A 26,220-nucleotide genomic window follows, 5' to 3' on the forward strand; every position below is an offset into this window, starting at 1 on the left:
CCAACAGATGAGTGAAACCGAGTGGTTACGCCGTAGATTCGGCGGCCCCGGTCCTCGTGCGGTTGGCGTAGGTGACGAAGTTGTCGAACAGACGCTTCGCCTCGCAGGCGGCGTCGTAGTTCTCCGGCGTGATGTCGTCGATGACGGACTGAATCCGTTCGTCCGGCAGGAAGTCTTTCTCTCTCGCAATCGCCTCCGCGGTGGCCGTGTCGTACTCGGGGTGGAACTGGACGCCGAAGGCGTGATTCCGGCGGAAGGCGTGGACGCCGAACTCGTTTTCTGCGAGGCGTTCCGCACCTGGCGGGAGTTCGGTTACGACGTCGCCGTGAGAGGTGAACACGGTGAATCGGTCACTGATACCGGCCAAGAGGTCGTCGGAGGCGGTTCGGTCGATTTCGCTGTAGCCGAGTTCGAACTCGCCCATGTCTTCGACGGTACCCCCGAGGGCCGCCGCGAGAACTTGGTGGCCGAAACAGACGCCGAGAATCGGAAGCTCGCGGTCGTCGGCGTCGGCGACCCACGAGACGAGAGTTCGAATCCACTCGTCGTCCCAGTAGACCGACGACGACGACCCGGTGATGACGACGCCGTCGTATTCGAAGTGGTCGGGGAGGTGTCCGTCGGTGACATCGAACTCGACGAGATCGGCGGCCAGTTCGCGTCTGAAGTTTCGTGACGTGTTCTCGTCGGCGTGCGATGCGTCGAGGAAAGCGAGTCTCGGCCGATTCATTGACAGGATACAGTAGGCAGGGATGCAAATGCGTTGCGCCTAAGCCGGGTTCTGCCGGCGTTCGTGACGACCCGACCTGTCATGTGAGACCGGCGTCGCTACGGGTGGTCGTCGAGTCGTGCGGGCGCTACCGTGTTCGGATGGCGGACGTACCGAACGCCGTAGTATCCACTGAGAACGACGAGCGTGCCGGCGGACCAGACGACGTCCGTCGAACTGAGTCCGAGCATGGCGATGCCGAGAACCCCAAAGGAGACGGCGGCGAGGACGGTTCCGCCGGGCGCTCGAAACGACGAGGAGACGTCGGTTCGATAGTATCGCAGGCCGAGGAACGACAGGACGTTAATCGCATACGGGAGTCCGGTGCCGACGATGGCACCCACGACCAGCAGTTGGTAGAAGTACTCGGGGACGGTTGCGAGTGCCCCGGCGACGACACCGACGCCGAGGATACCGACCCACGGGACGCGAAACCGAGAACTCGTGGTCCGGAACACGGACGGGAGCGTCCCGTTTTCTCCCAGCGCGAAGAGGACCCGTCCCGCGCTCAGTATGCCGACGAGCATCGTGGTGAAGATGGCACTAATCGCGCTGAGCGCGAGCAGGTACTGAAGCCACTCGACTCCCATGAGTTCGGTAGCGACGCGGAGTGGCGCGGTTATCGCCACATCGCCCGCGGTAAATCGTCCGAGTGGAACGACGCCGTGGACGACGGCGACGAGTCCGGTGTAGAGAAGCGTGGTGAGAGCCAAGGAGACGACGATAGCCCGAGGGACCGTCCGAGACGGCTCTTTGATTTCTTCGACGGCGGACGGAATGACCGTCCACGCGCCGTACGACGTGAGCGCGAGTTGGACGGCCGCGAAGAACTTCATCGGCCCACTCACGCCGACAGGGTCGTACTGTCCGAGGGTGACGTGAGACGCGCCGACGCCGAGAAACAGCACCAACACGGCGAGAACGACCCCGGTCAAGAGCAGATTCGCCCGACTGGTGACGCCGACGCCGAGGAGATTACACACCGTCGCCAAACAGATAGCGCTGACCGCGATGACGACGGTGTTTCCGGCGGCGGCAGGGAGTATCACCGCGAGATAGTCCGGAATCGAGAGCGCCGAAATCGTAATTGCGAGTACCCACCCGACCGTGTACCCCACTCCTTCGAGGTAGCTTGCGAACGACCGAACGTGCGGGTTCGACCCCAGCGTCTCGCGCGGGAACACCGCCACCGACCCGGTCTTCGGGAACGCGAGCGTGAGTTCAGCGTAGCACAGTCCGAGTGCGAGCATCAACACCCCGGCGAGAAACCACGCGCCAATCGCGGCTGAGCCGACGAGTTGGCCCGTGGTTCCGGGGAAGATGAAGATGGCGGACCCGGCCATGCCGCCGAGACTCAGGACGATACAGTCGAGCAACCCGAGACTGCCTTCGAACTCCGACGCGGTGGATTCGGCCATCGGGTTACGCGCCCCGGTTGGTCCCGCCACCACGGTGAGCGAGAGTGCCTGTCGAATCCCTCGATGAACGACGCCAACTCGGCCGTCTGTGACTCTCCGAACGAACCCGATCGAAATCGCCTCCTCGGAACATGTCGTTTAGGTCAGTCCGCCACCATCGCATATTAATTATGGTTCTCGATTTTGAAACAGAACAGTGCGGAAGCGCGTCGTCGGAGCCGATTGCACGGCAGTATCGCGGCCTCAGTCGTCGAGCGATTCGAGGAAGCCGACGATGGCGTCGTTGACGACGCGGGACTGTTCGACGGTGACGAGGTGTCGCGCGCCGTCGAACGACTCGAACTGCCCGCGCGGCAGGTCGTCCGCGAGGGCACGTCCGCCGTCGGCCGGCCAGACCGGGTCGTCGCCGCCGTGGACGACAAGTGTCGGGACCGTCACGTCGTAGAGCGGGCCGGCATCGTACGCGGCGAGAGCGGCGGCTTGGGCCGCCCACGCGTCCGGGTCCGCGTCTTCCAACTGCCGCCACTCGACGATTTGGTCTCCGACATCGGGTTGGGCCGTCCGGAAGTCCTCGGAGAGCGCCGGCGCGAGCGACTCGCGGAGTTCGTGCGGGTCGCCCGGTGCTCCGTAGAGCGGTTCGGGGTCTATCTCAGCACCCGAGGCCGCGGTGCCGACGAGGACGAGGCTCCGAACGCGACTCGTCGTTCTGGCGGCTTCCAGCGCGACCATGCCGCCGAGACCGAGTCCGACGAGGTGTGCTTTCCGGATGTCGGCGTCGGCGAGGACGGCCACGAGGTCTGAGACGAGCGTTTCGACCGCGTACGGGCCGGCCGGCGCGTCGGACCGACCGGAGCCGCGGAGGTCCACGACGACGCTTTCGAACGGGCCGGCGACAGCGGCGTGTTGCCAGCCCCACTGCCACGCACCGTATCCAGCGTCGCCGACGAAGACGACCGGGTCGCCGTCGCCGTCCGAATCGTAGTACAGTTCGACGCCGTCGGAGACTGCTGTAGGCATACCTGTCGGTCGTCGCGCGAGCGACTTAGGGCGTCCGTCTCGCCGGTCGGCGAGTCGAGCGAAAACGTCGTGAAAACGGAGCGTCGCGCCGGGAGTTCTCCGGGCGAGTTAGGCGTTCAGAACGGTCCGGAGCACGTCGGGAGCCTCGTCGAGCACGTCGTCGAGGGCGTCAACGTCGGGACCGCCGCCCTGCGCGAAGTCCGCGGGGCCGCCGCCGCCGCCGCCGACTTTACCGGCGAGTTCGCCGACGACCTGCCCGGCGTTGATGCCGATGTCGTCGGGGACGCCAACGACGAACTGGGCGCTTCCACCGGCGGCAGAGCCGAGCACGGCCACTTTACCCTCTTCGACCAGCGCGTTCGCGGTCGCGCGGAGTTCGTCGGCGTCGCTGTCGAGTCGCTGGATAACCGCTGGCGTGCCCTCGATATCTATTTCGTCGGCCCCCGCCGCGGCGCGCGCCTCGGCGAGTTCCGTCTTCAGGCGGTCGATGGTCTTGCCGCGCGCTTTCCACTCGGTGAAGAAGCGCTCGGCGGTCTCGGGCACGTCTTCGGGGTTCACGTCGAGCACGTCGCCGGCCTCATAGAGCGCGTCTTCGGTGCGCTGGGTCGCCTCGATGGCGGCGTTGCCGGCGGCGAAGACGACGCGTTCGACACCGTCTTGGACCGGCTCGGTCGTCAGCACTTTGATAGCGCCGATGTCGCCGGTTCGCTTGACGTGGGTGCCACCGCAGGCCTGTACGTCGTCGGCGACGTGGATGAGGCGAATCTTCTCGCCCGGTGGAATCCCACCCTGATAGAGGTCGAAGCCGTGTTTCTTCTCCGCGTCGCGTCGGTCCGGCCACTCCTGTTTGACCGTGATGTTTCGCATCACGAGTTCGTTGGCGACGCGCTCGATTTGCTTGACCTCCTCGCGGGTGATGCGCTCGTAGTGCGTCACGTCGAGGCGAGAGCGGTCAACGCCCTTCGAAGCACCAGCCTGTCGGATGTGGTCGCCGAGGACCGTCCGGATGGCGTGGCCGATGACGTGTGTCGCCGTGTGGTGTCGCATGAGCCGACGGCGGCGCTCGACGTCGAGTTGGCCGCGGACGAACTCGCCTTTCCCGGGGTCGTCGTCGGTGCGGTGGAGCACGACGTCGCCTTCGATCTGCACGTCGGTCACTTCGACCGTCGTGTCGTCGGTGGCGAGCGACCCGTGGTCGGCGGGCTGACCGCCGCCTTCGGGATAGAACATCGTCTGGTCGAGCACCACATCGTAACCCTCCTCGCGTTCGAACACGTCGAGGACGACGGCTTCGAACTCAGTTCGCTCCTGGTCGTCGTAGTAGAGTTTGTCCGTCGCCGGAAGGTCGCCGAGACGTTCGTCGTGGTCGTCCGCGGCTGTTTCGGCATCGGCCTGCTCGTGGCGGTCGGCGACGAGCGAGTAGAAGTCGTCGGGGATATCGACGGTCGCACCGCGCTCCTCGGCGATTTCTTGGACCATGTCGGGTTGGATGCCGTGTGAGTCGTACAGTTCGATGAGTTCCGAGACCGGAATCGGCTCGCCCGTTTCGGCGTAGTCGTCGGCGAGTTGCTGGACCTTGCGAGAGCCGCGTTCGAGCGTCTTTCTGTACTTGCGCTCTTCGCTTCGGACGATGTCGCGGATGGTGTCGCGGTTCTGGTAGTCCAGCCGTTCGGCCTGCATGTCCACGAGTTCGTCTAGCGGCGCGTCCACGCCGAGGTTGTCAACGAGACGCTTGGTGCGGCGGAGGACCATGCGAGCGAGATAGCCCGTTCCGACGTTCGAGGGTACGATGCCGTCGCCGAACATGTACGCGAGCGTCCGGCAGTGGTCGGCGATGGCGTAGATGTCTTCGAGCGGGCGCAGAAGTGAAGTGAGTGCCTCGGTATCGACACCGAGTTCGTCGGCGACTTCGGCGCGAGCGGTGGCGAGGTCGTCGATTTCGTCGATGTCGAGGTGCCCCGAGAGCTTCGCCGCGCGGTGGATGAGTTCCTCGTCGTCGTCGGAGTGTTCGATGCCAACGTTGTCCTTGAGGAAGTCGATCATGTCGGGGTAGACGGCCTCGTAGACCGTCGGCGTTCCCTGTGACACCCACGTCCACCGTTCGAGTCCGTAGCCGGTATCGACGATGTAGGTGTCCATCGGCGAGTAGGAGTTGCCGTCCTTGAGTTCGTACTCTCCGTCGGGGTCCTGTTTCATCGACATGAAGACGAGCGTGGCGAGTTCCGCGCCGCGGTAGAGCACCTCGAAGGCGGGACCGGCGTTGCCGCCGCCGACCCACGGGTCTTCGATGTAGGTGATTTCGGAGATGTCGGCACCGAGCGATTCGAAGAACTCGTCGCAGAGACGAACCGTCTCGTCTTTCCAGTAGACTTCGCCTTCGTAGGCGTACTTGTCACCGGCCTCCTCGCGGGCGTTGAAGGCGTGGTGGGCCATCATCTCGAAGGCCATCGTGTGGCGGCCCGTTTTGCCCACGTTGTCGATGTCCTGCATTCGGATACAGGGCTGGGAGATGGTGAGCGGGTTCGCCGGCGGTGGCGTCTCGCCGGACGTGACGAGCGGTTGGAAGTCGTAGATAGATGCCTGCGTCAACAGCACGTCGTCGCGCCAGCGGTTCGCGGCGACCGGGTAGGGTTCGATGCGCTCGTGGTCGTGGTCCTCGAAAAACGAGAGGAACTCTTCACGCATCTCCTCCAGCGTGTACTCCTCGTCGAATCCGGGGTTGTCGATGAAGGTGTAGTCGTCGGCCGGTGGTTCGCCGCAGGTCTCTCGGTCGGGGTCGCGTGTCCAGAAGTACACGCCCGTCACGGGGCATTGCTTCCGGTGGAAGCCCTCCTCCTCGAAATAGTCGAGGCGGTACTCCGCTTCGAGTTCGCTCATTGCCAAACTCTGGTCTACCGTCGGGTAAAACAGTTCCGGGAAATGGGCGCAGACGGCCGGTTCCGGGCAATACTGTCCGGAACAGCCAGACCGTTTCCCGCCTTTCGGAACCAAGAAACGACGGAAGACGCGACGTGTACTATCGTCTACGACCTACAGAACGACGTGTGCGTCGCCGTCGTTCGATGCCCGAAACTCGACCGAGAAAGTGTTCAACGACAACACATGTCTTGGCGTGAGAAAACATGCCGCAACGATTATATTTCTCGTGGCCGTCAGATAGGTGGACTGCCGTGCACGCAACGGAACGAACCGTTCTCGTAGACGACGACTTCGACGACGCCGTCGAGTTTGGAAGTGGAATCACGGTAACCTCGTCGAGTGACGTGGACGCCGCCGGGACCGCCGCGTGCGCCGTCGTTTCGAACTCGGACGTGACAGTTCCAGCCGGCGTGGCGACCATTTTATACACCGACGAGCAACCCGAAGAGGTCGAGCGCCCGGCACGATTCGATGCGTACGTGCGGCGCGGTAACCACTCGGACCTCGAATCGCAGATTCGATGGGTGCTCGCACAGCGCGACGGGGACGTCAAGGATGACGAGGAGAGACGAACGGCCGCCCCCGAAACCGACGAACTCGGCACCGACGGCGACAGTACCGGACAACCACACAGCGAGTTGGATCGACTCAAGCGACTCTACGAAGGAACGACGACACTTATCACCGCCGAGACGGTCGAAGAACTCTACGAGCGCGCAATCGGGCTGGCGGCACACATCCTCGAGTTCGACAACACCTCCTTTTTCGTTCACAGGGACGACGGCTTCTACGTCACCGCAAACGACCACGAATTCGGCGAGGCGGGACCGATTCCGTCCGATTCAGGACTTCTCGCCGAGACCTACCGGTCGAAAGAGTCGTCGCTCGTCGATAACGTGCTCGAACACCCCATCGCGGAACCTGAAAAGTCGGCGTACCGTTCCGCCGTGAGCGTGCCGATGGGCGACGAAGGCGTCTTTCAGGCTATCTCGAACGACGTTGGCGCGTACGACGAGACCGACCTCCGTCTCGCCGAACTACTCGTCTCGTACGTCTCGGAAACGCGGGCTCGAATCGAGTCGGAGACTGCGGTTCGAAAGAGCCGCGAGCAAATCGAGCGACTCCACCGCGGCGCGACCGAGTTGGCGGCGGCGACGAGCCTCGACGAGTTGTTCGACCAAACCGTCGGGATTACCGACGACATCCTCGAATTCGACATCAGCTACGTCGGTATCGTCGAAGACGGCTACATCGTTCCGACGGCGATCTCGTCTGATGCGCCCGCGGACGCGGCCGAACACGTCCCGCTCGAAGCAGGCGGCGTCGCCGCGGAGGTCTACCAGTCCGGCGAAAAACGCATCATCGACGACGTGCGGGACCACCCCGACGCGAAGCCGGTCAAACGGATGTACCGGTCCGCGTTGAGCGTCCCAATCGGCGATATCGGTGTCTTCCAAGCCACCTCGTTTACCGCCGGCGCGTTCGACGAACAGGACGTCGAACTGGCCGAACTGCTCATGGCCCACGTGGCCGTCGCGGCCGAGCGAATCCGGGCCGAAGCGCGACTCCGCGAGGAGCGCGACCGGTCGAGCGCACTCTTCGAACACGTCTCCGACGCCGCGGTCGCCTACGACGTCGAAGCAGGCGCAGTCACCGTCCGCGACGTGAATCAGGCGTTTCAGGCGACCTTCGGCTACGACGCGGCGGCTGTAGTCGAAAGCGACCTCCTCGGTCGAATCGTCCCACTCGAAGCCGAGTCGGACCCAGTCCCCGAACCCGACGTCGAAGAGACCATTCCGGAACTGCTCGTTGCGACCGGCGAGAGCTATCGCGGCGAGGTCTGTAGACGGACCGAAGACGGCGTGCGCGAGTTCATCTTGAACGTCGTTCCGCTCTCGCCCGGCGAAGAACGCGGGGCTGGCTACGCGATTTACACCGATATCACCGACCGAAAGGCCCGCGAAAGCGAGTTGGAACGACAGAACGAACGGCTCGAAGAGTTCGCAAACATCGTCAGTCACGACCTCCGAAACCCCCTCGGAATCGCCCGCGGGAACCTGGAACTCGCCCGCGAAACCGGCTCAGAAGAACGCTTCGACACCGCGGCGCAGGCGCTCGAACAGATGGGCGAACTCATCGACGACCTTCTTTCGTTGGCGCGGCGCGGCGAACTCGTCGATGAGACCTCGCCGGTCGCTCTCAAGGCCGTGACACGGCGGGCGTGGGACGGCACCGAGACCGCCGACGCGACGCTGACGACCGCCGACTCGGTCGTCGTCGAGGCCGACGAAGACAGACTCGCGGAACTCCTCACGAACCTGTTTCGAAACGCGGTCGAACACGCCGGCGAAGACGTTCGCGTCGATGTCGGCGGTCTCGACGGCGGCTTCTACGTCGAAGACGATGGACCGGGTATCGAACCCGGCCGCCGCGACGAGGTGTTCGAACCCGGCGAGACGACCGGTGAAGACGGTATCGGCTACGGACTCGCAATCGTCGAATCGATTGCTGAGGCCCACGGCTGGTCAGCAGACGTCACGTCGGGCACGGCCGGCGGGGCGAGATTCGAGTTCCGGCCGCAGTAGTCGCATCGAAATCGGACGAGGGACGAGAGAGACGGTGGTGTCGGAAAAAGACCGAAAGACGAAGACGACTCAGTTCTCCGAGAGCGCGAGCGACGCGAGGAGCGCTTCGAGTTGCACCTGTTCGTTCGCGCCTTCCGAGATTCGGTAGTCGGTCTCGCCGATGCGTTCCATGAGGCGGACGGCGGCGCGCTCGTCGAGGTCGAACTCCCAGACCGACCGGTGAAGTTGGTCGATGATGTCGCCGCCGGCCATCCCGGTATCGACGATGAGGGTCTCTAACTGCTTTCGCGCCGCGGTGAACTCGCCGTCGATGGCGGCGCGAACCATCTTCTCGATGTCTTCGGGGCGGGCGGTCGAAGTAATCATGTAGACGGCTTCCTCGTCAACGACCTCGCCGGTCGTCGCCGCGGCCTGCAAGGAGTTGATTGCGCGGCGCATGTCGCCGCCTGCGGCGTAGACGAGCGCGTCGAGACCGTCTTCCGTGAGTTCGATTTCCTCCGTCTCTGCGATGTCGCGGGTCTGGTCCGCGATGGCGTCGTCGCCGAGCGGCGAGAATCGGAAGACCGCACAGCGAGACTGGATAGGGTCGATAATCTTCGAGGAGTAGTTACACGAGAGGATAAATCGCGTGTTGTCGGAGAACTGCTCCATCGTCCGGCGAAGCGCCGACTGCGCGTCGTTCGTCAGCGAGTCGGCCTCGTCGAGGAAGATGATGCGGTAGTCGTGGCCGCCGAACGACGAGCGCGCGAAGTTCTTGATTCGGTCGCGCACCACGTCGATACCGCGTTGGTCAGAGGCGTTGAGTTCGAGGAAATTTCCGCGCCAGTCGTCGCCGTAGATAGCGCGGGCGATGGCGGTCGCAGACGTCGTCTTTCCGACACCGGCCGGTCCTGCGAACAGCAGGTGTGGCAGGTCGTCGCGCTCGATGTAACTGCACAGGCGCTCGACGATTTCTTCTTGTCCGTAGATGTCGTCGAGGGTCTGCGGTCGGTACTTCTCGATCCAGATTTCACGACCCGCCGGGACGTCGCCCGACTCCGCGGCCTCGCTCATAACCATCCCACGGACCGCCCCGCACATAAACCGTCCGAGACGGTGCGGCGGCACGAACGCGGCGACCACGGCCGAAAAGCCGACGGACTGAAACCCGCAGGCCGCCCACGCCCCGGTATGGACGTGACCGTCGAAGTCGTCGGCGAGGAGACCCACGAGGTCACCGTCGGCGACGATGGCACCTACGCGGACCTCGTGAAGGCAGTCGAACTCAGCCCCCACGAAGTGTCCGTTCTCGTGGACGGCCGCCCCGTCCCCGAAGACCAACCGGTCGAAACGGACCGGGTGAAGGTGCTCAGACTCATCAAGGGCGGATAGTCGGAGGGACAGGAAAGACGCGTTCGCGGTGCTATTTTCGGTGTTTGCCGCCCGAAACGCACATCCGAGAGACCGTTATGTAAACTATTTACGAAGGCGCCTACGAGCCACTCGACGCCACGTCTGCTCCGCCGGACCTTTCTTCTCACGCGCCCCAGCGCAGACGATGAGCGATGTCGCCGTCCGCGAGGGAACGCCAGACGAGTTAGTCGCCGTCATGCGCGTGCTCGACGCCGGACTCCTCGAAACAGACGCGAGCGACGTTCGAGCGCGACTGGGCGCGGGCGACTGTCTCGTCGCCGAAGCCAGTGTGTCGAACGACGACGAATCGGGCGGCCGAATCGTCGGCGCGCTCGTCCTCGACGGCGACTATATCGACGCCGTGGCCGTCTCGCCGAGCCGTCGCGGACGGGGTATCGGACGCGAACTCGTAACCGACGCACTCGACCGACGCGAACGACTCGTCGCCGGGTTCGACGCCCGCGTCCGCCCGTTTTACGACTCGCTCGGATTCGACGTCGAACCCGAAAGCGAAGACTCGGACGCCGAGCGGTTTCGCGGTGTTCGCACCCGAAAACAGGACTGAAACGAACAGTGAGAGAGACAGAAACCGGTCGAGAGACGCGTGAACCGAAGTCGAGAACCATTTCGGACCGCCAATTCCGTGATTGGTGTTACCAATCGACATAGATATACGCCCGCGCTGGTAAGTGTTAGGAGGTCGAGGCCATGGCAAAACGAGACCGGAGCGACCACATCCTCACCGACTGGGACCGCGTGTTCGATGCGCTCGCGGACCCGTCTCGCCGCTACGTCCTCGAATATTTACACGACAGGACGGAACCGGCGTCGGTGTGGGACCTCGCTGTCGCGCTCGCGGTTCGGACGACTGACCTTCCGCCCGACGAGGTTGACGTACAGATCGTCGAACAAGCCGAGATGGGTATCCGACACGTCCACCTGCCGAAACTCGAAGCGGCGAATCTCGTGGAATCGGCCGGTGGAACCGTCGCGCTGACGGACCACGCTCAGACTCTCCCATTGTTTACCCCGGCGTATCGTGGCGTCGTCCCGCCGGCCGCGGGAGAAGACGAGTACCGAGAGCGAACGCGAGAGGACGCTTAGACGAGCGGTTCGACGAGGTCGCGGCCCGCATCGAGGAGCGTTGCAACGGCGTCCGCACTGCCCGCTTCGGCGTAGACGCGCATCTTGGGTTCGGTCCCGGAGGGGCGAACCAACACCCACGACCCGTCGTCTAAGAGTAGTTTGAACCCGTCGAGCGTGACGACCTTGGCGATGTCGCGGCCGGCGACCGTCTCGGGGAGTTCGTCGTCCAGTTCGTCGATGACGCGGGCCTTTTCGGAGTCGGGGCAGTCGATGCTGATTTTGTCGGCGACGATATCGCCGAACTCCTCGCTGATGCGGTCGAGACGGGCGTCGAAGCCTTCTTCGGCCGCGGCGCAGGCCGCGAGAAGCGCCATGAGAACACCGTCTTTCTCGCGCACGTGCCCGCGGATCGAGAAGCCGCCTGACTCCTCGCCGCCGATGAGCGCGTCGTGTTCGCGCATCGCGTCGGCGACCCACTTGAAGCCGACCGCGGTCTCGAAGACGTCCTCGCCGTGCGCCTCCGCGATGCGGTCGATGAGGAACGTAGTCGAAACGGTCCGAATGGCCGGGCCGGAGTCGGATTCAAGCAGATAGTCGTAGACGGCGGCAAAAAAGAGGTTCTCGTCGAGGACGCCGCGGTCGGGTGTTGCGATGGCGATTCGGTCGGCGTCGCCGTCGTTTGCGACCCCGAGGTCGGCGTCGTGTTCGTCCATCGCTTCGACGAGTCCGTCGAGATACTCCGCCGAGGGCTCCGGCGAGATGCCGCCGAAATCGGCGTCGCGCTCGCATCGCAGGCGGATAACGTCGGCACCGGCCGATTCGAGCAGTGCGTCGGTGACGCCGCGACCGCTTCCGTGCATGGCGTCGTAGACGACCGTCAGCCCGGAGATGTCGTCGCCGACGAGGTCGATAGCGTGGTCGGCGTGCGGCGAGACCACGTCGATTCGCTCGATAGTCCCGCGTTCAGACTCGGGACGCAGGTCGGGTTCGGCGAGATAGTCGGAGACGGCGTCGGTTACTTCGGGGAGTGCCGGTGCGCCGTCAGACGGAATGAATTTCACGCCGTTGTACTCCGGCGGGTTGTGCGAGGCCGTGACCATGAGTGCGCCCGAGAGGCCGCGGTCGGCGATGGCATAGGCGACGAGCGGGGTCGGACAGTCACGCTCTGGGAGGAGCACGTCGAACCCGTTTCCGGCGACGACTTCCGCGAGTGATTCGGCGAAGCCGGGCGAGGTTTCGCGGGCATCGTAGCCGACGAGAACCGGCGCTGTGAAGCCCTCGTCTTCGAGGTAGTCCGCGACCGCCTGTCCGACCACGCGGACGCGGTCGTCGGTAAACGTGTCCAACGTGGCGCGCCACCCATCCGTCCCGAAAGAGATTTCGTCCATATGCGCACCTCTTGTCGGCGAGCCAAAAAACTACGTTACGAACCGGCGAGGGGCTTCGACTCCGACTCGATGAGCGTCAGTTTCTCCGCTCTCGTGAGTTGTTTAATCTCGTATTCGCGCGACATCGCCGCCGACTTCGAGTCGAACTCCTCGACGTGGACGAGTTCGACCGGCGTCCGACCGCGGGTGTACTTTGCACCGGTACCGGCGTCGTGTTCCGCGACGCGTCGCTCGACATCGGTCGTGTAGCCGGTGTACAGCGAGCCGTCGCTACATCGGAGGACGTAGACGAAGTGCACGAGAGAATGGTTTCCGGGACACGGGTATGAACCCTACGCCCGGCCTCGTACACCGATTGTTGGCTTCGCGTGGTGGTCTTTGTGCGCTTCAGTGGTCATGCAGTGCGGGCACGCTGTCGAGCGACCTCCGCGATACCGGCGTTCGCCGAACAGTTCGGGCAAGCGAGAACTTGTCCGTCTTTGTCGGCGAACACGCGCGCGAAACGCTCGGAGACGTGTGACCCGCAGTGGTCACATACTGGCATCGTTTGCGGTCCGGCAGCCACCAAGCCGGTGTCTGATACACAGTTCCCGACCCTTGTAAGGCCATCGCGCGTGTGCGCGCGAGGACGACGAAAACATCGCAACCCCTATTCGGAATTACGGGCGTCGGACACCGCGCGAGCGACTAACCCAGCCTGCGAACCGGCGATAAATCCGGCATCGACGTTGACGACCGAAAGTACGGTACACGACTGAAGCATGCCGAGAATCGCCGCCTCACCGTCACCGCCGTGGCCGTAGCCGGTCGAAACTGGAAGCCCGATGACCGGTGTATCGACGAGTCCAGCGACGACCGTCGGAAGCGCACCCTCGCGCCCAGCGGCGACGACGAGCACGTCGGCTTCGCGGAGTGTGTCGAGGTGGTCGAGCACGCGTCCGAGATGGGCGACGCCAACGTCCTCGATACGCTCGACGCTCGCACCCATCTCGCGGAGGACGACAGCGGCCTCACCCGCGGCCTCTGCATCGGAGGTGCCGCCGGTGACGATGGCCACGCTAGCGTCGAGTTCGGGGCGCTCGAAAGGCGAATCGTAGGCGACGACCGTCTTCGCGCGGGCGTCGCGGTCGATATCGCACTCAGGAAGCGCGTCCGCAACGGCCTCGGCGTGGGCGGGACTCGCCCGAGTGACGAGTGCGCGGCCGCTCGTTTCGACTGCGGCGACGGCGAGCGTCGCGGTTTCGTCGGGCGTTTTTCCGTCCGCGAGGATAGCCTCGGGCAGGCCGCGTCGTGTCTCTCGGGCGGCGTCGAACCGTCCGGCGTCAGTCGTCGCGTACCCCGCGAGTTGTACCTCGGCCTCTGTGGGCGAGAGGGAACCGTCCGCGACGGACTCCAAGATGTCGCGCATAGCCGCACGTTGGCCTGTGGCGTACTCATATCCGTCGTTCTCTCTCGGTTGGGGAAAGAATATATAAGTGGAGATTGTTCCTGCGAAATCCGTCCTTATAGAAGCGCCATAACCCCCAAATCCGGCGGTATTAACGTCCAATATAGGAAAGTTTATTAAAGGAGAATCGGTAGGTCATCCTGTATGGCAGACCTCATTGTCAAGGCAGCCGTCAAGGAAGCGCTCAACGACAAGAACGTGGCCTCGGACTTCTACGACGCTCTCGACGAGGAAGTCAAGGAGCTTCTCGAAGACGCTGCTCGCCGCGCTGAGCAGAACGACCGTAAGACGGTCCAGCCCCGCGACCTGTAAATCGGTCTTAGACCTCTCGTTCTTTTATAACCGACCGCAGAGCGACTGCGTCGTCCGTGCGAACAGAAGAATTCGGTTGCACGAGTCGCCTCCGAGCTACGGCTCGATAACGTCCACGCCGTCGTCGGTGCCGACGTAGACCGTCTCGGCGAGGCCGACGAAGAGACCGTGTTCGACAGTGCCGGGCGTCCGCGAGAGCGACGTTGCGAGCGCGTCGGGGTCGTCGATAGTGCCGAACTCACAGTCGAGGACGAGATTCCCGTTGTCGGTGACGACGGGACCGTCTTTCTTTTCAGCACGGCGGAGCGTCGGGTCGCCGCCGAGGGCAGACACGGCGGCGGCGACGGTGCTCCGGGCGGACGGCAGGACTTCGACCGGGACCGGATGCGAGAGCGTCTCGGCCGTCTTCGACGGGTCTGCAACGACGAGGAAACGGTCCGCGAATGCATCGACCACCTTTTCGCGGGCGTGGGCCGCGCCGCCGCCTTTGACGAGCGCGCCGTCGGTCGTCGCCACTTGGTCGGCCCCGTCGATGGCGAGGTCGATTGCGTCTACCTCGTCGAGGTCGGCGAGTGGGATTCCGCACTCGCGGGCGAGTTCGCGGGCCGCAAAAGAGGTCGGGACGCCGCGTACGTCGAGTCCGTCGGCCACGAGGTCGCCGATAGCCCGGATAGCGAACGCCGTCGTACTGCCGGTGCCGAGGCCGACGACCATCCCGTCTTCGACTGCTTCGACCGCGGCCGTAGCGGCGCGGCGCTTCTGCGCGTCGGTTCCGCCAGTCGTCTTCATACCTGTGGCGACTCGCGCGGCGAGTAAAAATAGCCCTGATTACGGCGATTCGTCGGCGCTGTGCCGCGGTCAGAGTCGGTCCAACACGGCGTCAGCATCGTAGGCGAGCGAGATAGACCGCGTTCGACCGCGGCCTTCGATTTCGGTGTATCGAGCCTCGATGACGCCGAGTTGGTCGAGTTTGTTCACGAGTTCGGAGTAGCGCGTGTAGCCCAGTCCGGTCTCCTCGTTGAACGCCTCGTAGACCGCGCCAGCGCGCTCGCCGTCGTACTCGGCGACGACTCGGACGAGTTCGCGCTCGGGGTCCGACAGCCCTTGGAGACACCGCGAGAGATGGACGTACTTCGATTTGTCGTAGGCGGCTTCGACATCCTCCATATCGACCGTTCTGGAGGCGCGCATCTCGGCGTGGAGTCCGGCACGCCGAAGGAGATCGATACCCACCCGAAGGTCGCCACTGTCGGCGGTGAACTCGGCGACTTGGTCGAGTTCGGGTGCGCCGATGACGTCCTCGTGGAACCCGCGTTTGGTCCGTCCGCGGAGGATATCGACGATTTCGTCCACGTCGTACCGCGGGAAAAACACCTCTTCGGGGCGGAAGACGCTCTGGACGCGTCCGTCGAGTTCGTCGATAACGTCGAGCGAGAGGTCCGACGAGATGATGATAACGCCGATTCGTGCTCCGGACTGTGCTTCGTGAGCGCGAAGGAGTGACCCGAGCGTATCGGTCGCCTCGTTTTCGTAAAACAGGTAGTTCACGTCGTCGAGGGCGACGGCAAGCACTTCGTCGTCTTCCACGAGACGGTCGGTAATCTGGCCGAACAACTTCTTGAACGAGATGCCCGACGACGGTGGTTCGTACTCGAAGATATGTTCGAAGACGCGCGAGAACACCGCATAACGGGTCGAATCGACCTGACAGTTGACCCGGACGGTGCGGACGCCCGACTGCGTGCCCAACTCGCCGAAGAGCTTCTGTACCGCGGTCGTTTTGCCCGTCCCCGGCGGACCACGAACCATCGTGTTCAGGGGGCGAGAGCCACGAACCGCTGGCCGAAGCGCGTACTTCAGACTCCGAAGTTGACTCTCGCGGTGGTTGAACGTCTCCGGAACGTGGTCAATTTCGAAGACGTGTTCGTCGCGGAAGACCGTCTCGTCCCACGACAACATCCCCGCTCCCGGGTCCTCCCTCATCGAGTATAGTACCACGCGCAGGGGACTTAATCGTTTACCGGATACCGTGAGACGCGAGGGAGACGAAAACGCGGTTGCGACATGCGTCGAGCATCTGGTATTGAGACACAGTGCTGGTGTGTCTGACGGTATCTCGGTACATGCTTTAATGAGGCTCGTTCAGTTCGTCTATACATGACCACAAAGAAACAACGTATCGCCCTCCTCGTCTCGCTCGCTCTCCTCGGCGGCGGAATGCTCGGGTTCGGATTCGGCGCGGACCGAGACTATACGTACCAGTACGAGGGAGAAGTGGCAGAGACGCCGGAGACGGTACCGCCGCTGTACAGCGAGTTATCCGAGTCGAGTCAGGACGCAGTAGACCGCGCACTTGACGGTGAAGTCCTCCAGTTCGAAGACTCCAAGACCCTCCCCGGACTCGTCGAGCGCGACGGTACCTACCACGCCTTCGCCTTCGAGACGAACATCGACTACGCCGACCCGACAACAATCGTACCGATGGTTACACTCGTTCTCGGTCTCGTCGGCGTCATTGCGACGGTTCGGTGGGAGGTGACAAGCCGGTACGTCACTTACTGAATCAGTTGGTAGATTCGGTAGCCCGCAACACCCGTGACGAAGAGACCGAAGAGGCCGACTGCGAGAACGAACAGTCCGGTATCGCCCTGTGCGAGCGAACCCAACGCGGGGAACGCAAAAGTGAACAGTCCGATAGCGGCCGCGAAGATGAGAAACACCAGGTACACACTCGTCCCGGGTACGTGCCAGAGTGCGTTCTTCACCGCCCGATACGTGATTTCGTACTGCTGTTCGGGAGAGAGGGTGCCGTCTGAATCAGGGGATATGGGCGTGACTATCACTGAATTGTAATAAAATCGAGCGGTAGAATCGCCGGGCGGTCCACACACAAAGCGTATTGTGAACGCCCAACCACTCCACCCATGCCAGGTGCACGCACTGCGAGCGGCGAGCGGGTGACGCTCAGAACGGCCGAACGCGAGGACATCCCGTTTCTCCAGCGGGCGGGTGCAAACCCAGAGCTACGGTACTCGCTCGGGAACCCGCTTCGGAACCGCGAACAGTACGAGATATCCGACGATCGAAACGCACCAGACCAGTTTCTCGTCTGTCTCGAATCCGACGAAACCGACGCGGTCGAACCCGACGACGACGATATCAGACGACTGGGACAGGTGACCGTCGCCGACGCGCACTTCAAGCGTCCGGAACTCGGCTACTGGTTGATTCCGGAGGTCCACGGCGAAGGCTACGGCAGAGAATCCGTCTCGCTCGCCATCGACTACACCTTCCGGACGTACGACACCCCCGCTATCGGTGCGGCGGCGTTCGACTACAACGACGCATCTCGCGGTCTCTTAGAGTCGCTCGGGTTCGTCGAGGAAGGTCGCCAGCGAAAGTGCATCTACGTCAATGGGGCGTACCGAGATACGATTCGGTACGGCCTGCTTCGGGAGGAGTGGCGCGGCGGCGAGTGAGTTCGCGGGTCAGAACTTTTCCAGCAATCGGCCGTAGAAACTCGTCTCGCGCTCGCCCGCCAGTTTCTCGACTATCAATTCGGGTGTCGAGCGCGCGAGGTGGTCTTTGACGGGCGAGCGATTCACCACGAGTTCACCGTCTTCGAGTCCGACAGCCTCGATTCCATCGACCGCGACCGAAACGTCTGCGGCCTCGCGGATGCCGCCTGCGAGGTGCGAGACGAACACTGCGGCCGCGCCCTGTTCGGCGAGTTCTTCGAGAATACCGGCGATGATTTTCGCCGACGCGCCGGGTTCGGTGATGCTCTCTAACTCGTCTACGAGAACGAGGCGGTCGGCCGCGCCGTCGGTGAGCGCGGCGAAATCGCGGAGCGTGCTCTCGAACGCTCCGGCGTCGAGCGTCCCTTGCGATTTGGCGTAGTAGTGGAGTTCGGAAAACCGCGAGAGTCGGACCGATTCGGCGGGGACGGGCAGTCCCATGTGGGCGAGGACGACGACGAGACCGACGAGGTCGAGCGTCGAAGTCTTCCCGCCGCTGTTGACGCCCGAGAGAAGTGTGACGCCGGAGACGTCGTAATCGACGGGGGCTACGTCCTCGAAATCGACGTCGAGAAGCGGCGAGCGACCACCCTCGATGGTGAACGTTCCGGGGCCGTCGTCGCCCGCGTGGCCGGTAAATTGGGGGAAGACACAGTCGAAGTCGTCGGCAAACCGAGAGACTGCGAGTCGAACGTCGAGTTCGAGCGCGTCGCGGACCAGCGTCTCGACCGGTTCTCTGAGGTCGTCGAGGTCCGACGCGAGATCGGCTTTCAGTTTCGCGGCGCGGCGGTCGCGGGCGGTCTTCAGTTCGGTTCGGAGACGGCCGACCGCCTCCTCGTCGTGACCCAGCGGGAACGACGGGTCTTCGGGAAAGACTCGTTCGGTGAGGTCGGCCTCGCTCGGGCGGAGCGAAAGCGACTCGACGAAGTGCTCGCGGGCGGCCGAAAGCGCCTCGTCGAACTCGTCTTCGAGTTCCCGCGAGAGCAACGAATCGACCCGCGCGCCCTGTTCGACCAGCGAGAGGAAATCCGTTCCCTCGATGGTCACGTCGCGCTCTCGAATGACGTCTCGCAGGCGGTCGTTGGCGACCGATTCAGCGGTTGAGGCGGCCGTGTCGAGGTCGGAGACGGCGTTTGAGAGGCGTTCGAGTTCGTCGTCGCCGACGATGGTTCCGTCGTCGTCGAGGCGGTCGAGAGCGTCTCTGAGTGCGGCCACGTCGCACGGTGGGTCGATACCGGCGGCCTCGTGGACCGCGGCCGCGGCTTCGAGCGCCTCGCGGTTCTCGGCGAAAAACGCGAGAAGGCGTTCGGGAACGACTTCGTCGGTACGCTCGGCGGCGTCCGGGAGAACCCGCACGTCGCCTTCGACGTCGATGCCGGCGAACGACTCGTCGAGAACGACGACTGTCGAGTACGACCGCGCGAGTTCGCCGATATCGCGGGCGTTTTCGACGACTTCGATGGAGAGTTCGGGAAACGTCTCTTTGGCCGCGGCGTAGCGCTCCGCGTCGGTGGTGGCGATACATCGCTCACGGACGCGACGCGGGTTCGGGTCAGAAAGCGGTTCGACGCCAGAGAGCGCCGCGAGCACGTCCGGGTCGGCGTCGAGGGCGGTCGCGTCGCCCGCGAACGCACGAACCTCCTCGATGCGCGATTTCGACCCCGTGGGAAACAGCGTCTCAAGCCGCTTTTCGGCGTACGAGGTGACGGTTCGGGCCTGCAAGAGACCGAGCGCGTCGCGGTAAATCTCCGAGGCGCGGTCGGTTGCGAGGAACCCGCCGGGGTCGTCGTGGTCGCGTCGAATCGCGCCGCGCGCGATGGCCGCCGCCCGGCCCTCGGTGAGTCCCGGCGCTCGCGCGAGCGCGGCCACGTCACCGTCGGTGAGCGCTCGTTCGGCGTCGTCGAGTTCCGCGAGCGCCGCGGCGGTCTTCTCGCCGACGCCCGGGATGGTCTCGAAGTCCATTCGGCCGGACCTATCGCGGCATAGGACAAAAAGTCGCGGGGTGGAAACTGCCGGACGACGCAGTGTGCCGCGACTGGATGCTCGGCGCACGCCGTCCGACCCGGTCGTTCGGGCCGGGGACGAGGGGCTTTTGACCGTCCACCGGGAAAGAGGGCCATGAGCGAGCGAGACGTCGCGGCGAAGGCTGACGCAGTACGCGAGGCACTCGCGGAACGGGAGAGCGTCCTCATCGCCTTCTCCGGCGGCGTGGATTCCAGTGTGGTCGCCGCACTCGCCTCCGACGCCCTCGGCGAGAACGCGGTCGCCTGCACCGCAAAAAGCGAGACGCTTCCCGAAGCCGAGTTGTCGGACGCAAAGCGCGTCGCCGACGAAATCGGCATCGAACACGTGACCGTCGAATTCTCCGAACTCGACAACCCGGACTTCGTCGTCAACGACGACGACCGCTGTTATCACTGCCGGACGATGCGTCTCGGGCGGATGTACGAGGCCGCCCGCGAGCGCGGTATCGAGACGGTCTGCGACGGGACCAACGCCTCGGACCCCGGCGAGGGACACCGACCGGGTCTCCGCGCAGTCGAGGAGTTAGAAGTTCTCTCACCGCTTCTCGCACACGATATCACGAAAGACGAGGTTCGCGCCATCGCCGACGAGTACGACCTCTCTGTCGCCGACAAGCCCTCGATGGCCTGTCTCTCCTCTCGTATCCCGACCGGTCTCGAAGTGACTGAAGAACGGCTCTCGCGGGTCGAACGCGCGGAGACGATTCTCCGGACGTGGGGCTTCGAGCAGTTCCGCGTCCGCGACCACGACGGTCTCGCCCGCATCGAAGTCGCACCCGACGAACTCGACCGCGCCCTCGACGCCGACTTCGTTCGCGCCGCCCGCGACCATCTGAAAGACGCCGGGTTCGACCACGTGACGCTCGACTTACACGGGTACCGAACCGGAAGCGTCAGTCCCGCCGCGGACGACGCGGCACCCGACGAGACCGCGGACGACGACGAACTTCTCGTTGACGACGTGTTCGCACAGGAGTATCCGATGCGGAAGTAGGCCGGCGCGCTACGCCGTGAGAAAATGCGTCTCGTTTTCCGCGACGACGTGAACGAGCGGTTCGTCGCCTTCGACGACTTCGACGTCGAGTTCGCACAGACTTCCATTTTCGAGCGGTTGTGACAGCATCGTCTCGACGATATCGAGTCCTTTGACCTCACCGAGCGAGAGCCGAATCGGCGCGCTGTGCGTGACGACTAACACGGTTTCGTCGGGCGAAAGCGAGTCCGCGAGCCCCGTCCGCGCGTTTCGAACGCGTCGGCGGACCTCCACGAGGCTTTCACCACTCGGGGGGCGTTCGCGGGCGGCGGGCGACCCGACGGCTGAGAGGGCGTACTGCGGGTATCGCTCGGTCACGTCGTCGAAGTCGAGACCTTGAAACGAGCCGACGTCGCGTTCGCGCCACGCCGGGTCAAGGACGGGTTCGAGACCGGATTCGCGGACAATCGGACGTGCAGTCTCTTGGGCACGTTCGATGTCCGACGAGACGAGTCGGTCGATGTCGTAGGTGTCTGCGACGTGGCGCGCGAGGGCGTCGGCCTGTCCGTGTCCGCGCTCTGTGAGCGAGACGGGTGCCCACCCCTGTACGCGGCCGGCGCGGTTCCACGTCGTCTCGCCGTGTCGGGCGAGAAGGAGGGTTGCCATACCCCGTGTCTCTCCGCACTCGCAATGAACGTTCCGCGCGAAATTCACGGTGTTGGAGCGCGAACTATCTCGTATGACACACGAGATAACCACGAGTATCGACATCGACGCCCCGCCGGCGCGGGTGTGGGAGGTACTCGTCGATTTCGACCACTACCCCGAGTGGAACCCCTTTATGCGCATCGCCGGGCGGCCGAACGAGGGCGCGACGCTCACCGTTCACCTCATGCCACCCGGCGGGCGTGAATCCGTCTTCGAACCGGACGTAGTTCGGTGCGAAAAACACCGCGAACTCGCGTGGGTCGGCCACCTCGTCGTGTCGGGACTGTTCGACGGCGAGCATCGCTTTCATCTCGAACCGCTCGACGGCGGCGAACGAACTCGATTCGAGCACACGGAGGCGTTCACGGGACTGCTCTCGGGACCGCTTCTGTGGTACATGGGCGACGAGACGAGAGCCGGGTTCGTCGCCATGAACGAGGGCCTGAAGACGCGCGTCGAAGGGGTGGTCGCGGCCGAAAGACGTGACGAAAACGGAAGTGCAGTGGAGGGACAGGAGGTTGACGAACGAGAGGTAGATCGTTGAGGAGCTGATGAACGCGGGGGAGAGGTGCCGACCTACGTGGGTTGAGGTACCGACGTACGTGGGTCGAGCCGCCGAGCGACGAGAGATTCGTCGTGGGCAGGTTGGCGACGGTGCTACAGAGAGCCGAGTAGACCGTCAATTCGTTTTACTCGTCGCTTCACGCTCGTCGAGTGACTCGCCGCAGAAGCGACACGTGTCGCGGTCGGCCGCTTCGCGCGAGTGGCAGTTCGGACAGGAGATAAGGGCTGTACGAGTGGGAGCGACACCGGCGTCGGACCGCGACTGGGCGTCAGCATCGACACGGCGGTATCCCGGTTCGTCTCTCCCGAGATTTAAATAAAGAGCCAACCCAAGAACCCCTCCGGCGAAAACCGAGAATCCCCAGAGAAAGGCGTTGTGAGAACTGTGTTTCGTGGCGTCGATACCGACTAAGACACTCACGCCGAACCACGGGACGAAGACGAGCACCACCCACGCGATTGTGTCCGCCATCATATCGTATTTTCAACCAATATATGAAAGTTGTTCCGGGCACTCAACGGTGCTACCGCGAGAGAGTCGAACGAGCGGTAGACGAACCGAAACGGTGAGCGAGCCTGCGCGATAGACGGGCCGAAAAGAGAGACACCATCTCTATCGCGTGCGGTGGTCAGTTCCCGGTCCACCGCAAGACCGCGAGCGTCCCCTCGAAGAGTCCAATCATCGTCGCGCCAATCATGATTGGTGCCATCCCGGTCGGGTCGGGACTGACGAGGAACGCGAGACCGACGAACGCGCCCCAAAAGAGCAGGCGACGGTTTTCGAGCCACTGTCGCGTGACCAAGTTCATCATGATGGCCAACTCGATGAACAGTGGAATCTGGAAGACGATGGCCATGTAGCCCATCAGGATGAGGATGAGGTTGAAGGTCTCTTTGAGACCGAAGGCGACGGTCGCGGTGTCTTGTGTGTACTGTGTGAGGTATTCGAAGAGCGCCGGGAGGACGATAAAGTGGGTGAACGCGACGCCGATGAGTGCGAGGACGAGGCTCGTCGGAACGGCCGCGAGGTAGTATTTCCGCTCTTTTTTGTACAGCCCGGGGCGCATGAAGAGGTACGTCTCGTAGACGAAGACCGGCAGTCCGATGACCGTGCCGGCGAGACCGGCGACCTTGAGTTTCGTCAGGATGAGTTCGAGCGGGCCGTAGAGTCGCGGACGGCGGTCCGAAAGGTCCGCGGCGTTGGGAATGTGGGAGTTCCAGAGGAAGTTGATGACGTCGGTCGCACTCGGAATCGTGATGCCGAGTCTGGCCTCGATATCGACCATCGCGTTGAGGATGTCCGCACCGGGGAAGAGAACGAGCGTAATTAGGCCCGCGACGCCGAAGACGACCGCCAGCCGGCGAATCATCTCTTCGATGTGCGCAGTGAGCGGCATCTCTTGGTCGCTTTCCGGTGCGCCGCCGAGAACGCCGTCGTCGAGGTCGTCGTCGAACTCGTCGTCGAAATTCTCCTCGACGCCGTCCGGCGGAGACGTGCCGCCACGGTCTTCCCAAGCGGTTTCGTCGGGCATACCCGCTTCCGCGCTGGTGACGGAGGCAGTCGGTGCAGGAGTTGATTCGGCAGGCTCGACGGACCCGTCTGTGACAGTCTCGTCGCGCGGTGTCACGTGGTCTGTCGGACCGTCGGCCGCCGTAGACGCGTCGTCGGACCCGCCGGTGGACGAAGACTGCTCGGTGCCGTCTGAGGTTTCTGGCTCGTCATCGACCGCAGAGAGGCCGGTGTCGCGCTCCTCGTCCGCCATTCAGGTGACCTACGCTTCCGGCTTGTTATAGGTCTTTTCGCATCGTGCCGAGCGGGCGGCCCGAAACCGACCGCAAACGGAGCGGCGGTGAAAAAGATTGATAACGGCTAGACTGCTTTCGCCACGTACGTATGTCCAGTGCCCTCGACGAGGACACCAAACAGACACTCGCCGCCGGTCGTGAGACCGCGGGAGCTATGCTCCGAGCGGCGCAAAAAGACCTCCAAAAGGTCTTTATCGTCTTTCTGTTCGGGTTCCTCGGGACGTTTTACGCACTCAGTCTCTACGTTTGGGAGTTCCTCAAGGGCGTGACCAAAGCCAAGATGGACGCCACGACGGAGGGTGCGCTCGATATTATCGCACAGACGCCCTTCGACGTGCTTCTCTTACAGGCGAAAATCGCGCTCGTCGTGGGCATCCTCTTCGCAATTCCGCCGTTCATCTACTTCTCACGTGACGCGCTGAAAGCGCGCAACATGTGGCCGAAATCGCCCGTCGCGCCGTGGAAACTCGCGCTCATCGGACTCACGATGCTCCTGTTGTTCGCGGGCGGCGTCGCCTACGGTTATCTCGTGTTCTTCCCGTTTACCTTCGAGTTCCTCGCGCGGAGCGCGTACAACGCCGGATTCGACCCGAAATACTCCATCGTCAAGTGGTCGCAGTTCATCTTCCTGCTCACCGTTTCGTTCGGCCTTGCCAGTCAACTGCCGTTGGCTGTGACCGGTCTGTCGTACACCGAAATCGTCCCCTACGAACTCTTCCGCGACAAGTGGCGGCACGCAATCGTCGGCATCTTCGCCGTCGGTGCGCTGTTCACCCCGCCGGACCCGTTCACGCAGATTATGTGGGCCGTCCCGGTCATTTCGCTGTACGCCTTCAGTCTCTACCTCGCGCGGGTCGTCGTCACGGCTAAGCGCGGAAGCGAGAAGATAGCGCTGAAAGCAACCGCGACGGAGCAGTGGAACCTTCTCGCCGGGACCGGCGGTGTCGGTGGACTCCTCGTCTACGCCTTCTACGAGTACGGCGGCGTCGAACTCGCAAACGAGGCGCTCGTCGTCGCCGAGAGCGAGTACCGCTTCCTCATGCCGGGGTCCGAAGCCGTCCTCGGCGGGTTCGTCATCGGGGGTACCATCTTCGCTCTGGTCTTGGGTCTCGCGTACCTCGTCTTCCGCGACATCCAAGAGATAGAGCGGACGCAAATCGGCGTCGGCGACCCGACGAAACTCGACCTCTCGTCGCTCGACGCGTCGGGAATCCGCGCCGCACCGCCCGAGGCGTTCGCCGACCGCGAAGAAAACGAGATTATGGCGCTGGCGTCGGCGGCCATCGACGACGGTGACAGAGAAAAGGCACAGGCGCTTATCGACCGCTTCGACTCGGCCGAAGCAGACCGCGAGGCCGCCGAGGCCGAAGCCGAGGAGTCGGACGGACTCGAAGACCGGGCGACCCGTGCGAGCGGTGCGTTCTTCGACGAACTCACCGGCGGCGAAACCGACGAAGACGACATCGGCGGCTACTACAAGGACATCGCGTTCATCGTCGATTCGATTACCTCGCGGGCGTTCTGGATCATCGGTTGGTTCATGTTCGTCCTCGCAACGACCTTCGGCTGGCTCTACAGCGGCGGTATCAAGGTCGTGTACGACAATTTCCTCGGTCGCCTGCCGTCCAGTGTGACGCCGGACGAGGTCTGGAGCGTCATCACGCTCCATCCGATGGAGGCGCTCGTCCTCGAAGTGAAGTTCTCGACGATTCTGGCGGCGTTTGCGACCCTGCCGCTTCTCGCGTACTTCGCGTGGCCCGCGCTCCGCGAGCGAAACATCGTCATGCGCCACCGTTCGACCATCTTCCTGTGGGTCGGCGCGCTCGGTGCCGGTCTCTTCGGTGGTCTCGCCCTCGGCTATACGCACATCGCGCCGACGGTCATCACGTTCCTCGTCGAGGACGCGCTCGCGGCGGACATGATTATCTCCTACCGCATCACCAACTTCTTCTGGCTCGTGTTCTTCACCACGGCCGGAATCGGCCTCCTCGCCGACGTCCCGATTTTGATGGTGCTTCTCAACAGCGAGGGCATCACGTTCGACGTGATGTGGAATCGCTGGCGCGAGATTACCGTCGTCATCCTCGCGCTCGCGGCGGTGTTCACCCCGGCGAGCATCACGACGATGTTCCTCGTGACGATTCCGCTGATGGTCGCATACGGCGTCGGTCTCGGAGTGCTGTTCGTAATCACGTTCGGCGGGCGTCGGAACCTCGCACCCGCCCGTCGGATACTCGAATAGCCCGCTCCGACCAACCAATCGAGTGACACCGGAGGTATCGGCGCTGAGACCG

Annotated in this window: 26 protein-coding genes; 10 read left to right on the forward strand and 16 right to left on the reverse strand. The window is 63.6% G+C overall.

Annotated features, from left to right (window positions below; translation table 11 throughout):
• Positions 1–25: 25 nt before the first annotated feature.
• The 4 genes from C440_RS08255 to alaS all read right to left on the reverse strand — a co-directional run bounded on the left by C440_RS08255 (position 26) and on the right by alaS (position 6,081).
• On the reverse strand, positions 26–730 hold the full coding sequence (locus tag C440_RS08255; protein WP_008319908.1) for a type 1 glutamine amidotransferase: 705 nt from the start codon (positions 728–730) through the stop codon (positions 26–28).
• Positions 731–828: 98 nt separating this feature from the next.
• The gene (locus C440_RS08260) at positions 829–2,187 is read right to left on the reverse strand and encodes an APC family permease (protein WP_008319909.1); all 1,359 of its coding nucleotides are present in this window, start codon (positions 2,185–2,187) and stop codon (positions 829–831) included.
• Between the two features lie 243 nt (positions 2,188–2,430).
• Positions 2,431–3,204 (reverse strand): alpha/beta fold hydrolase, encoded by a 774-nt coding sequence (locus tag C440_RS08265; protein ID WP_008319910.1) that lies wholly within the window; start codon positions 3,202–3,204, stop codon positions 2,431–2,433.
• Between the two features lie 108 nt (positions 3,205–3,312).
• The gene (alaS, locus tag C440_RS08270) at positions 3,313–6,081 is read right to left on the reverse strand and encodes an alanine--tRNA ligase (RefSeq protein ID WP_008319912.1); all 2,769 of its coding nucleotides are present in this window, start codon (positions 6,079–6,081) and stop codon (positions 3,313–3,315) included.
• 293 nt (positions 6,082–6,374) lie between these two features.
• On the opposite strand from alaS, the gene C440_RS08280 reads away from it, so the two are divergent.
• Positions 6,375–8,708 (forward strand): GAF domain-containing protein, encoded by a 2,334-nt coding sequence (locus tag C440_RS08280; protein ID WP_008319913.1) that lies wholly within the window; start codon positions 6,375–6,377, stop codon positions 8,706–8,708.
• 69 nt (positions 8,709–8,777) lie between these two features.
• On the opposite strand, the gene C440_RS08285 is transcribed toward C440_RS08280, so the two are convergent.
• Entirely contained in the window at positions 8,778–9,761 is a 984-nt protein-coding gene (locus tag C440_RS08285; RefSeq protein ID WP_193788398.1) for a replication factor C small subunit, read from the reverse strand.
• A gap of 117 nt (positions 9,762–9,878) precedes the next feature.
• Between C440_RS08285 and samp2 the strand changes: the two genes are divergently transcribed.
• The 3 genes from samp2 to C440_RS08300 all read left to right on the forward strand — a co-directional run bounded on the left by samp2 (position 9,879) and on the right by C440_RS08300 (position 11,204).
• Positions 9,879–10,079: a ubiquitin-like small modifier protein SAMP2 gene (samp2, locus tag C440_RS08290; protein ID WP_008319915.1), complete on the forward strand. Its 201-nt coding sequence runs from the start codon at positions 9,879–9,881 to the stop codon at positions 10,077–10,079.
• Positions 10,080–10,245: 166 nt separating this feature from the next.
• A complete protein-coding gene (locus C440_RS08295) occupies positions 10,246–10,665 on the forward strand; it encodes a GNAT family N-acetyltransferase (RefSeq protein ID WP_008319917.1) in 420 nt (139 codons plus the stop codon).
• A gap of 143 nt (positions 10,666–10,808) precedes the next feature.
• Positions 10,809–11,204, forward strand: a complete 396-nt coding sequence (locus tag C440_RS08300; RefSeq protein WP_008319918.1) for a DUF7344 domain-containing protein — start codon at positions 10,809–10,811, stop codon at positions 11,202–11,204.
• On the opposite strand, the gene C440_RS08305 is transcribed toward C440_RS08300, so the two are convergent.
• From C440_RS08305 to larB, 4 genes are all read right to left on the reverse strand, one after another.
• Positions 11,201–12,574 (reverse strand): phosphoglucomutase/phosphomannomutase family protein, encoded by a 1,374-nt coding sequence (locus C440_RS08305; protein WP_008319919.1) that lies wholly within the window; start codon positions 12,572–12,574, stop codon positions 11,201–11,203. The genes C440_RS08300 and C440_RS08305 overlap by 4 nt on opposite strands.
• Positions 12,575–12,609: 35 nt before the next feature.
• Entirely contained in the window at positions 12,610–12,873 is a 264-nt protein-coding gene (locus C440_RS08310; protein WP_008319920.1) for a GIY-YIG nuclease family protein, read from the reverse strand.
• Positions 12,874–12,968: 95 nt separating this feature from the next.
• Positions 12,969–13,118, reverse strand: a complete 150-nt coding sequence (locus C440_RS18270; RefSeq protein WP_187367346.1) for a DUF7563 family protein — start codon at positions 13,116–13,118, stop codon at positions 12,969–12,971.
• A gap of 105 nt (positions 13,119–13,223) precedes the next feature.
• Positions 13,224–13,982: a nickel pincer cofactor biosynthesis protein LarB gene (larB, locus tag C440_RS08315; RefSeq protein WP_008319922.1), complete on the reverse strand. Its 759-nt coding sequence runs from the start codon at positions 13,980–13,982 to the stop codon at positions 13,224–13,226.
• Positions 13,983–14,165: 183 nt separating this feature from the next.
• Here larB and C440_RS08320 point away from each other — a divergent pair, with 183 nt between their 5' ends.
• A complete protein-coding gene (locus C440_RS08320) occupies positions 14,166–14,333 on the forward strand; it encodes a DUF1931 family protein (protein WP_008319923.1) in 168 nt (55 codons plus the stop codon).
• A gap of 96 nt (positions 14,334–14,429) precedes the next feature.
• On the opposite strand, the gene rpiA is transcribed toward C440_RS08320, so the two are convergent.
• Together rpiA and C440_RS08330 are read right to left on the reverse strand one after the other, a co-directional pair.
• Complete coding sequence (gene rpiA / locus C440_RS08325) at positions 14,430–15,122, reverse strand: ribose-5-phosphate isomerase RpiA (RefSeq protein WP_008319924.1); 693 nt, start codon at positions 15,120–15,122, stop codon at positions 14,430–14,432.
• Between the two features lie 69 nt (positions 15,123–15,191).
• On the reverse strand, positions 15,192–16,316 hold the full coding sequence (locus C440_RS08330; RefSeq protein ID WP_008319926.1) for an ORC1-type DNA replication protein: 1,125 nt from the start codon (positions 16,314–16,316) through the stop codon (positions 15,192–15,194).
• 174 nt (positions 16,317–16,490) lie between these two features.
• On the opposite strand from C440_RS08330, the gene C440_RS08335 reads away from it, so the two are divergent.
• A complete protein-coding gene (locus C440_RS08335) occupies positions 16,491–16,895 on the forward strand; it encodes a hypothetical protein (RefSeq protein WP_008319927.1) in 405 nt (134 codons plus the stop codon).
• Here C440_RS08335 and C440_RS08340 read toward each other — a convergent pair.
• The gene (locus C440_RS08340) at positions 16,889–17,176 is read right to left on the reverse strand and encodes a hypothetical protein (RefSeq protein ID WP_241432020.1); all 288 of its coding nucleotides are present in this window, start codon (positions 17,174–17,176) and stop codon (positions 16,889–16,891) included. The two genes, C440_RS08335 and C440_RS08340, sit on opposite strands and share 7 nt — an antisense overlap.
• Before the next feature lie 81 nt (positions 17,177–17,257).
• On the opposite strand from C440_RS08340, the gene C440_RS08345 reads away from it, so the two are divergent.
• On the forward strand, positions 17,258–17,812 hold the full coding sequence (locus tag C440_RS08345) for a GNAT family N-acetyltransferase (RefSeq protein WP_008319930.1): 555 nt from the start codon (positions 17,258–17,260) through the stop codon (positions 17,810–17,812).
• 9 nt (positions 17,813–17,821) lie between these two features.
• Here the strand turns inward: C440_RS08345 and C440_RS08350 are convergent, their stop codons facing one another.
• Entirely contained in the window at positions 17,822–19,813 is a 1,992-nt protein-coding gene (locus tag C440_RS08350; RefSeq protein WP_008319932.1) for a MutS-related protein, read from the reverse strand.
• A 156-nt stretch (positions 19,814–19,969) separates the two neighbouring features.
• Between C440_RS08350 and larE the strand changes: the two genes are divergently transcribed.
• Complete coding sequence (gene larE / locus C440_RS08355; protein WP_008319933.1) at positions 19,970–20,869, forward strand: ATP-dependent sacrificial sulfur transferase LarE; 900 nt, start codon at positions 19,970–19,972, stop codon at positions 20,867–20,869.
• 9 nt (positions 20,870–20,878) lie between these two features.
• Here the strand turns inward: larE and C440_RS08360 are convergent, their stop codons facing one another.
• Positions 20,879–21,514: a histidine phosphatase family protein gene (locus C440_RS08360; RefSeq protein WP_008319934.1), complete on the reverse strand. Its 636-nt coding sequence runs from the start codon at positions 21,512–21,514 to the stop codon at positions 20,879–20,881.
• 73 nt (positions 21,515–21,587) lie between these two features.
• On the opposite strand from C440_RS08360, the gene C440_RS08365 reads away from it, so the two are divergent.
• Positions 21,588–22,100: an SRPBCC domain-containing protein gene (locus C440_RS08365; protein WP_008319935.1), complete on the forward strand. Its 513-nt coding sequence runs from the start codon at positions 21,588–21,590 to the stop codon at positions 22,098–22,100.
• 135 nt (positions 22,101–22,235) lie between these two features.
• Here the strand turns inward: C440_RS08365 and C440_RS08370 are convergent, their stop codons facing one another.
• Positions 22,236–22,592 (reverse strand): hypothetical protein, encoded by a 357-nt coding sequence (locus tag C440_RS08370; protein WP_008319936.1) that lies wholly within the window; start codon positions 22,590–22,592, stop codon positions 22,236–22,238.
• 157 nt (positions 22,593–22,749) lie between these two features.
• Positions 22,750–23,883, reverse strand: coding sequence for a twin-arginine translocase subunit TatC (locus C440_RS08375; protein WP_008319937.1), 1,134 nt, complete (start codon positions 23,881–23,883; stop codon positions 22,750–22,752).
• Between the two features lie 131 nt (positions 23,884–24,014).
• On the opposite strand from C440_RS08375, the gene C440_RS08380 reads away from it, so the two are divergent.
• Positions 24,015–26,168: a twin-arginine translocase subunit TatC gene (locus C440_RS08380; protein ID WP_008319938.1), complete on the forward strand. Its 2,154-nt coding sequence runs from the start codon at positions 24,015–24,017 to the stop codon at positions 26,166–26,168.
• The last annotated feature ends 52 nt before the right edge of the window (positions 26,169–26,220 follow it).

Source organism: Haloferax mucosum ATCC BAA-1512, from assembly GCF_000337815.1.
Classification (GTDB): Archaea; Halobacteriota; Halobacteria; order Halobacteriales; family Haloferacaceae; genus Haloferax; species Haloferax mucosum.

Excerpts from the sequence above, each read along its gene's own strand:
- C440_RS08260 (WP_008319909.1), bottom strand. The coding sequence starts at position 2,187 with ATGGCCGAATCCACCGCGTCGGAGTTCGAAGGCAGTCTCGGGTTGCTC.
- C440_RS08375 (WP_008319937.1), bottom strand. The coding sequence starts at position 23,883 with ATGGCGGACGAGGAGCGCGACACCGGCCTCTCTGCGGTCGATGACGAG.
- C440_RS08335 (WP_008319927.1), top strand. The coding sequence starts at position 16,491 with ATGACCACAAAGAAACAACGTATCGCCCTCCTCGTCTCGCTCGCTCTC.
- larB (WP_008319922.1), bottom strand. The coding sequence starts at position 13,982 with ATGCGCGACATCTTGGAGTCCGTCGCGGACGGTTCCCTCTCGCCCACA.
- C440_RS08345 (WP_008319930.1), top strand. The coding sequence starts at position 17,258 with ATGCCAGGTGCACGCACTGCGAGCGGCGAGCGGGTGACGCTCAGAACG.
- alaS (WP_008319912.1), bottom strand. The coding sequence starts at position 6,081 with ATGAGCGAACTCGAAGCGGAGTACCGCCTCGACTATTTCGAGGAGGAG.
- C440_RS08305 (WP_008319919.1), bottom strand. The coding sequence starts at position 12,574 with ATGGACGAAATCTCTTTCGGGACGGATGGGTGGCGCGCCACGTTGGAC.
- C440_RS08365 (WP_008319935.1), top strand. The coding sequence starts at position 21,588 with ATGACACACGAGATAACCACGAGTATCGACATCGACGCCCCGCCGGCG.
- C440_RS08380 (WP_008319938.1), top strand. The coding sequence starts at position 24,015 with ATGTCCAGTGCCCTCGACGAGGACACCAAACAGACACTCGCCGCCGGT.
- C440_RS08295 (WP_008319917.1), top strand. The coding sequence starts at position 10,246 with ATGAGCGATGTCGCCGTCCGCGAGGGAACGCCAGACGAGTTAGTCGCC.
- C440_RS08285 (WP_193788398.1), bottom strand. The coding sequence starts at position 9,761 with ATGAGCGAGGCCGCGGAGTCGGGCGACGTCCCGGCGGGTCGTGAAATC.
- rpiA (WP_008319924.1), bottom strand. The coding sequence starts at position 15,122 with ATGAAGACGACTGGCGGAACCGACGCGCAGAAGCGCCGCGCCGCTACG.
- C440_RS08330 (WP_008319926.1), bottom strand. The coding sequence starts at position 16,316 with ATGAGGGAGGACCCGGGAGCGGGGATGTTGTCGTGGGACGAGACGGTC.
- C440_RS08370 (WP_008319936.1), bottom strand. The coding sequence starts at position 22,592 with ATGGCGGACACAATCGCGTGGGTGGTGCTCGTCTTCGTCCCGTGGTTC.
- C440_RS18270 (WP_187367346.1), bottom strand. The coding sequence starts at position 13,118 with ATGCCAGTATGTGACCACTGCGGGTCACACGTCTCCGAGCGTTTCGCG.
- C440_RS08360 (WP_008319934.1), bottom strand. The coding sequence starts at position 21,514 with ATGGCAACCCTCCTTCTCGCCCGACACGGCGAGACGACGTGGAACCGC.
- C440_RS08265 (WP_008319910.1), bottom strand. The coding sequence starts at position 3,204 with ATGCCTACAGCAGTCTCCGACGGCGTCGAACTGTACTACGATTCGGAC.
- C440_RS08300 (WP_008319918.1), top strand. The coding sequence starts at position 10,809 with ATGGCAAAACGAGACCGGAGCGACCACATCCTCACCGACTGGGACCGC.
- C440_RS08350 (WP_008319932.1), bottom strand. The coding sequence starts at position 19,813 with ATGGACTTCGAGACCATCCCGGGCGTCGGCGAGAAGACCGCCGCGGCG.
- C440_RS08320 (WP_008319923.1), top strand. The coding sequence starts at position 14,166 with ATGGCAGACCTCATTGTCAAGGCAGCCGTCAAGGAAGCGCTCAACGAC.
- larE (WP_008319933.1), top strand. The coding sequence starts at position 19,970 with ATGAGCGAGCGAGACGTCGCGGCGAAGGCTGACGCAGTACGCGAGGCA.
- C440_RS08255 (WP_008319908.1), bottom strand. The coding sequence starts at position 730 with ATGAATCGGCCGAGACTCGCTTTCCTCGACGCATCGCACGCCGACGAG.
- samp2 (WP_008319915.1), top strand. The coding sequence starts at position 9,879 with ATGGACGTGACCGTCGAAGTCGTCGGCGAGGAGACCCACGAGGTCACC.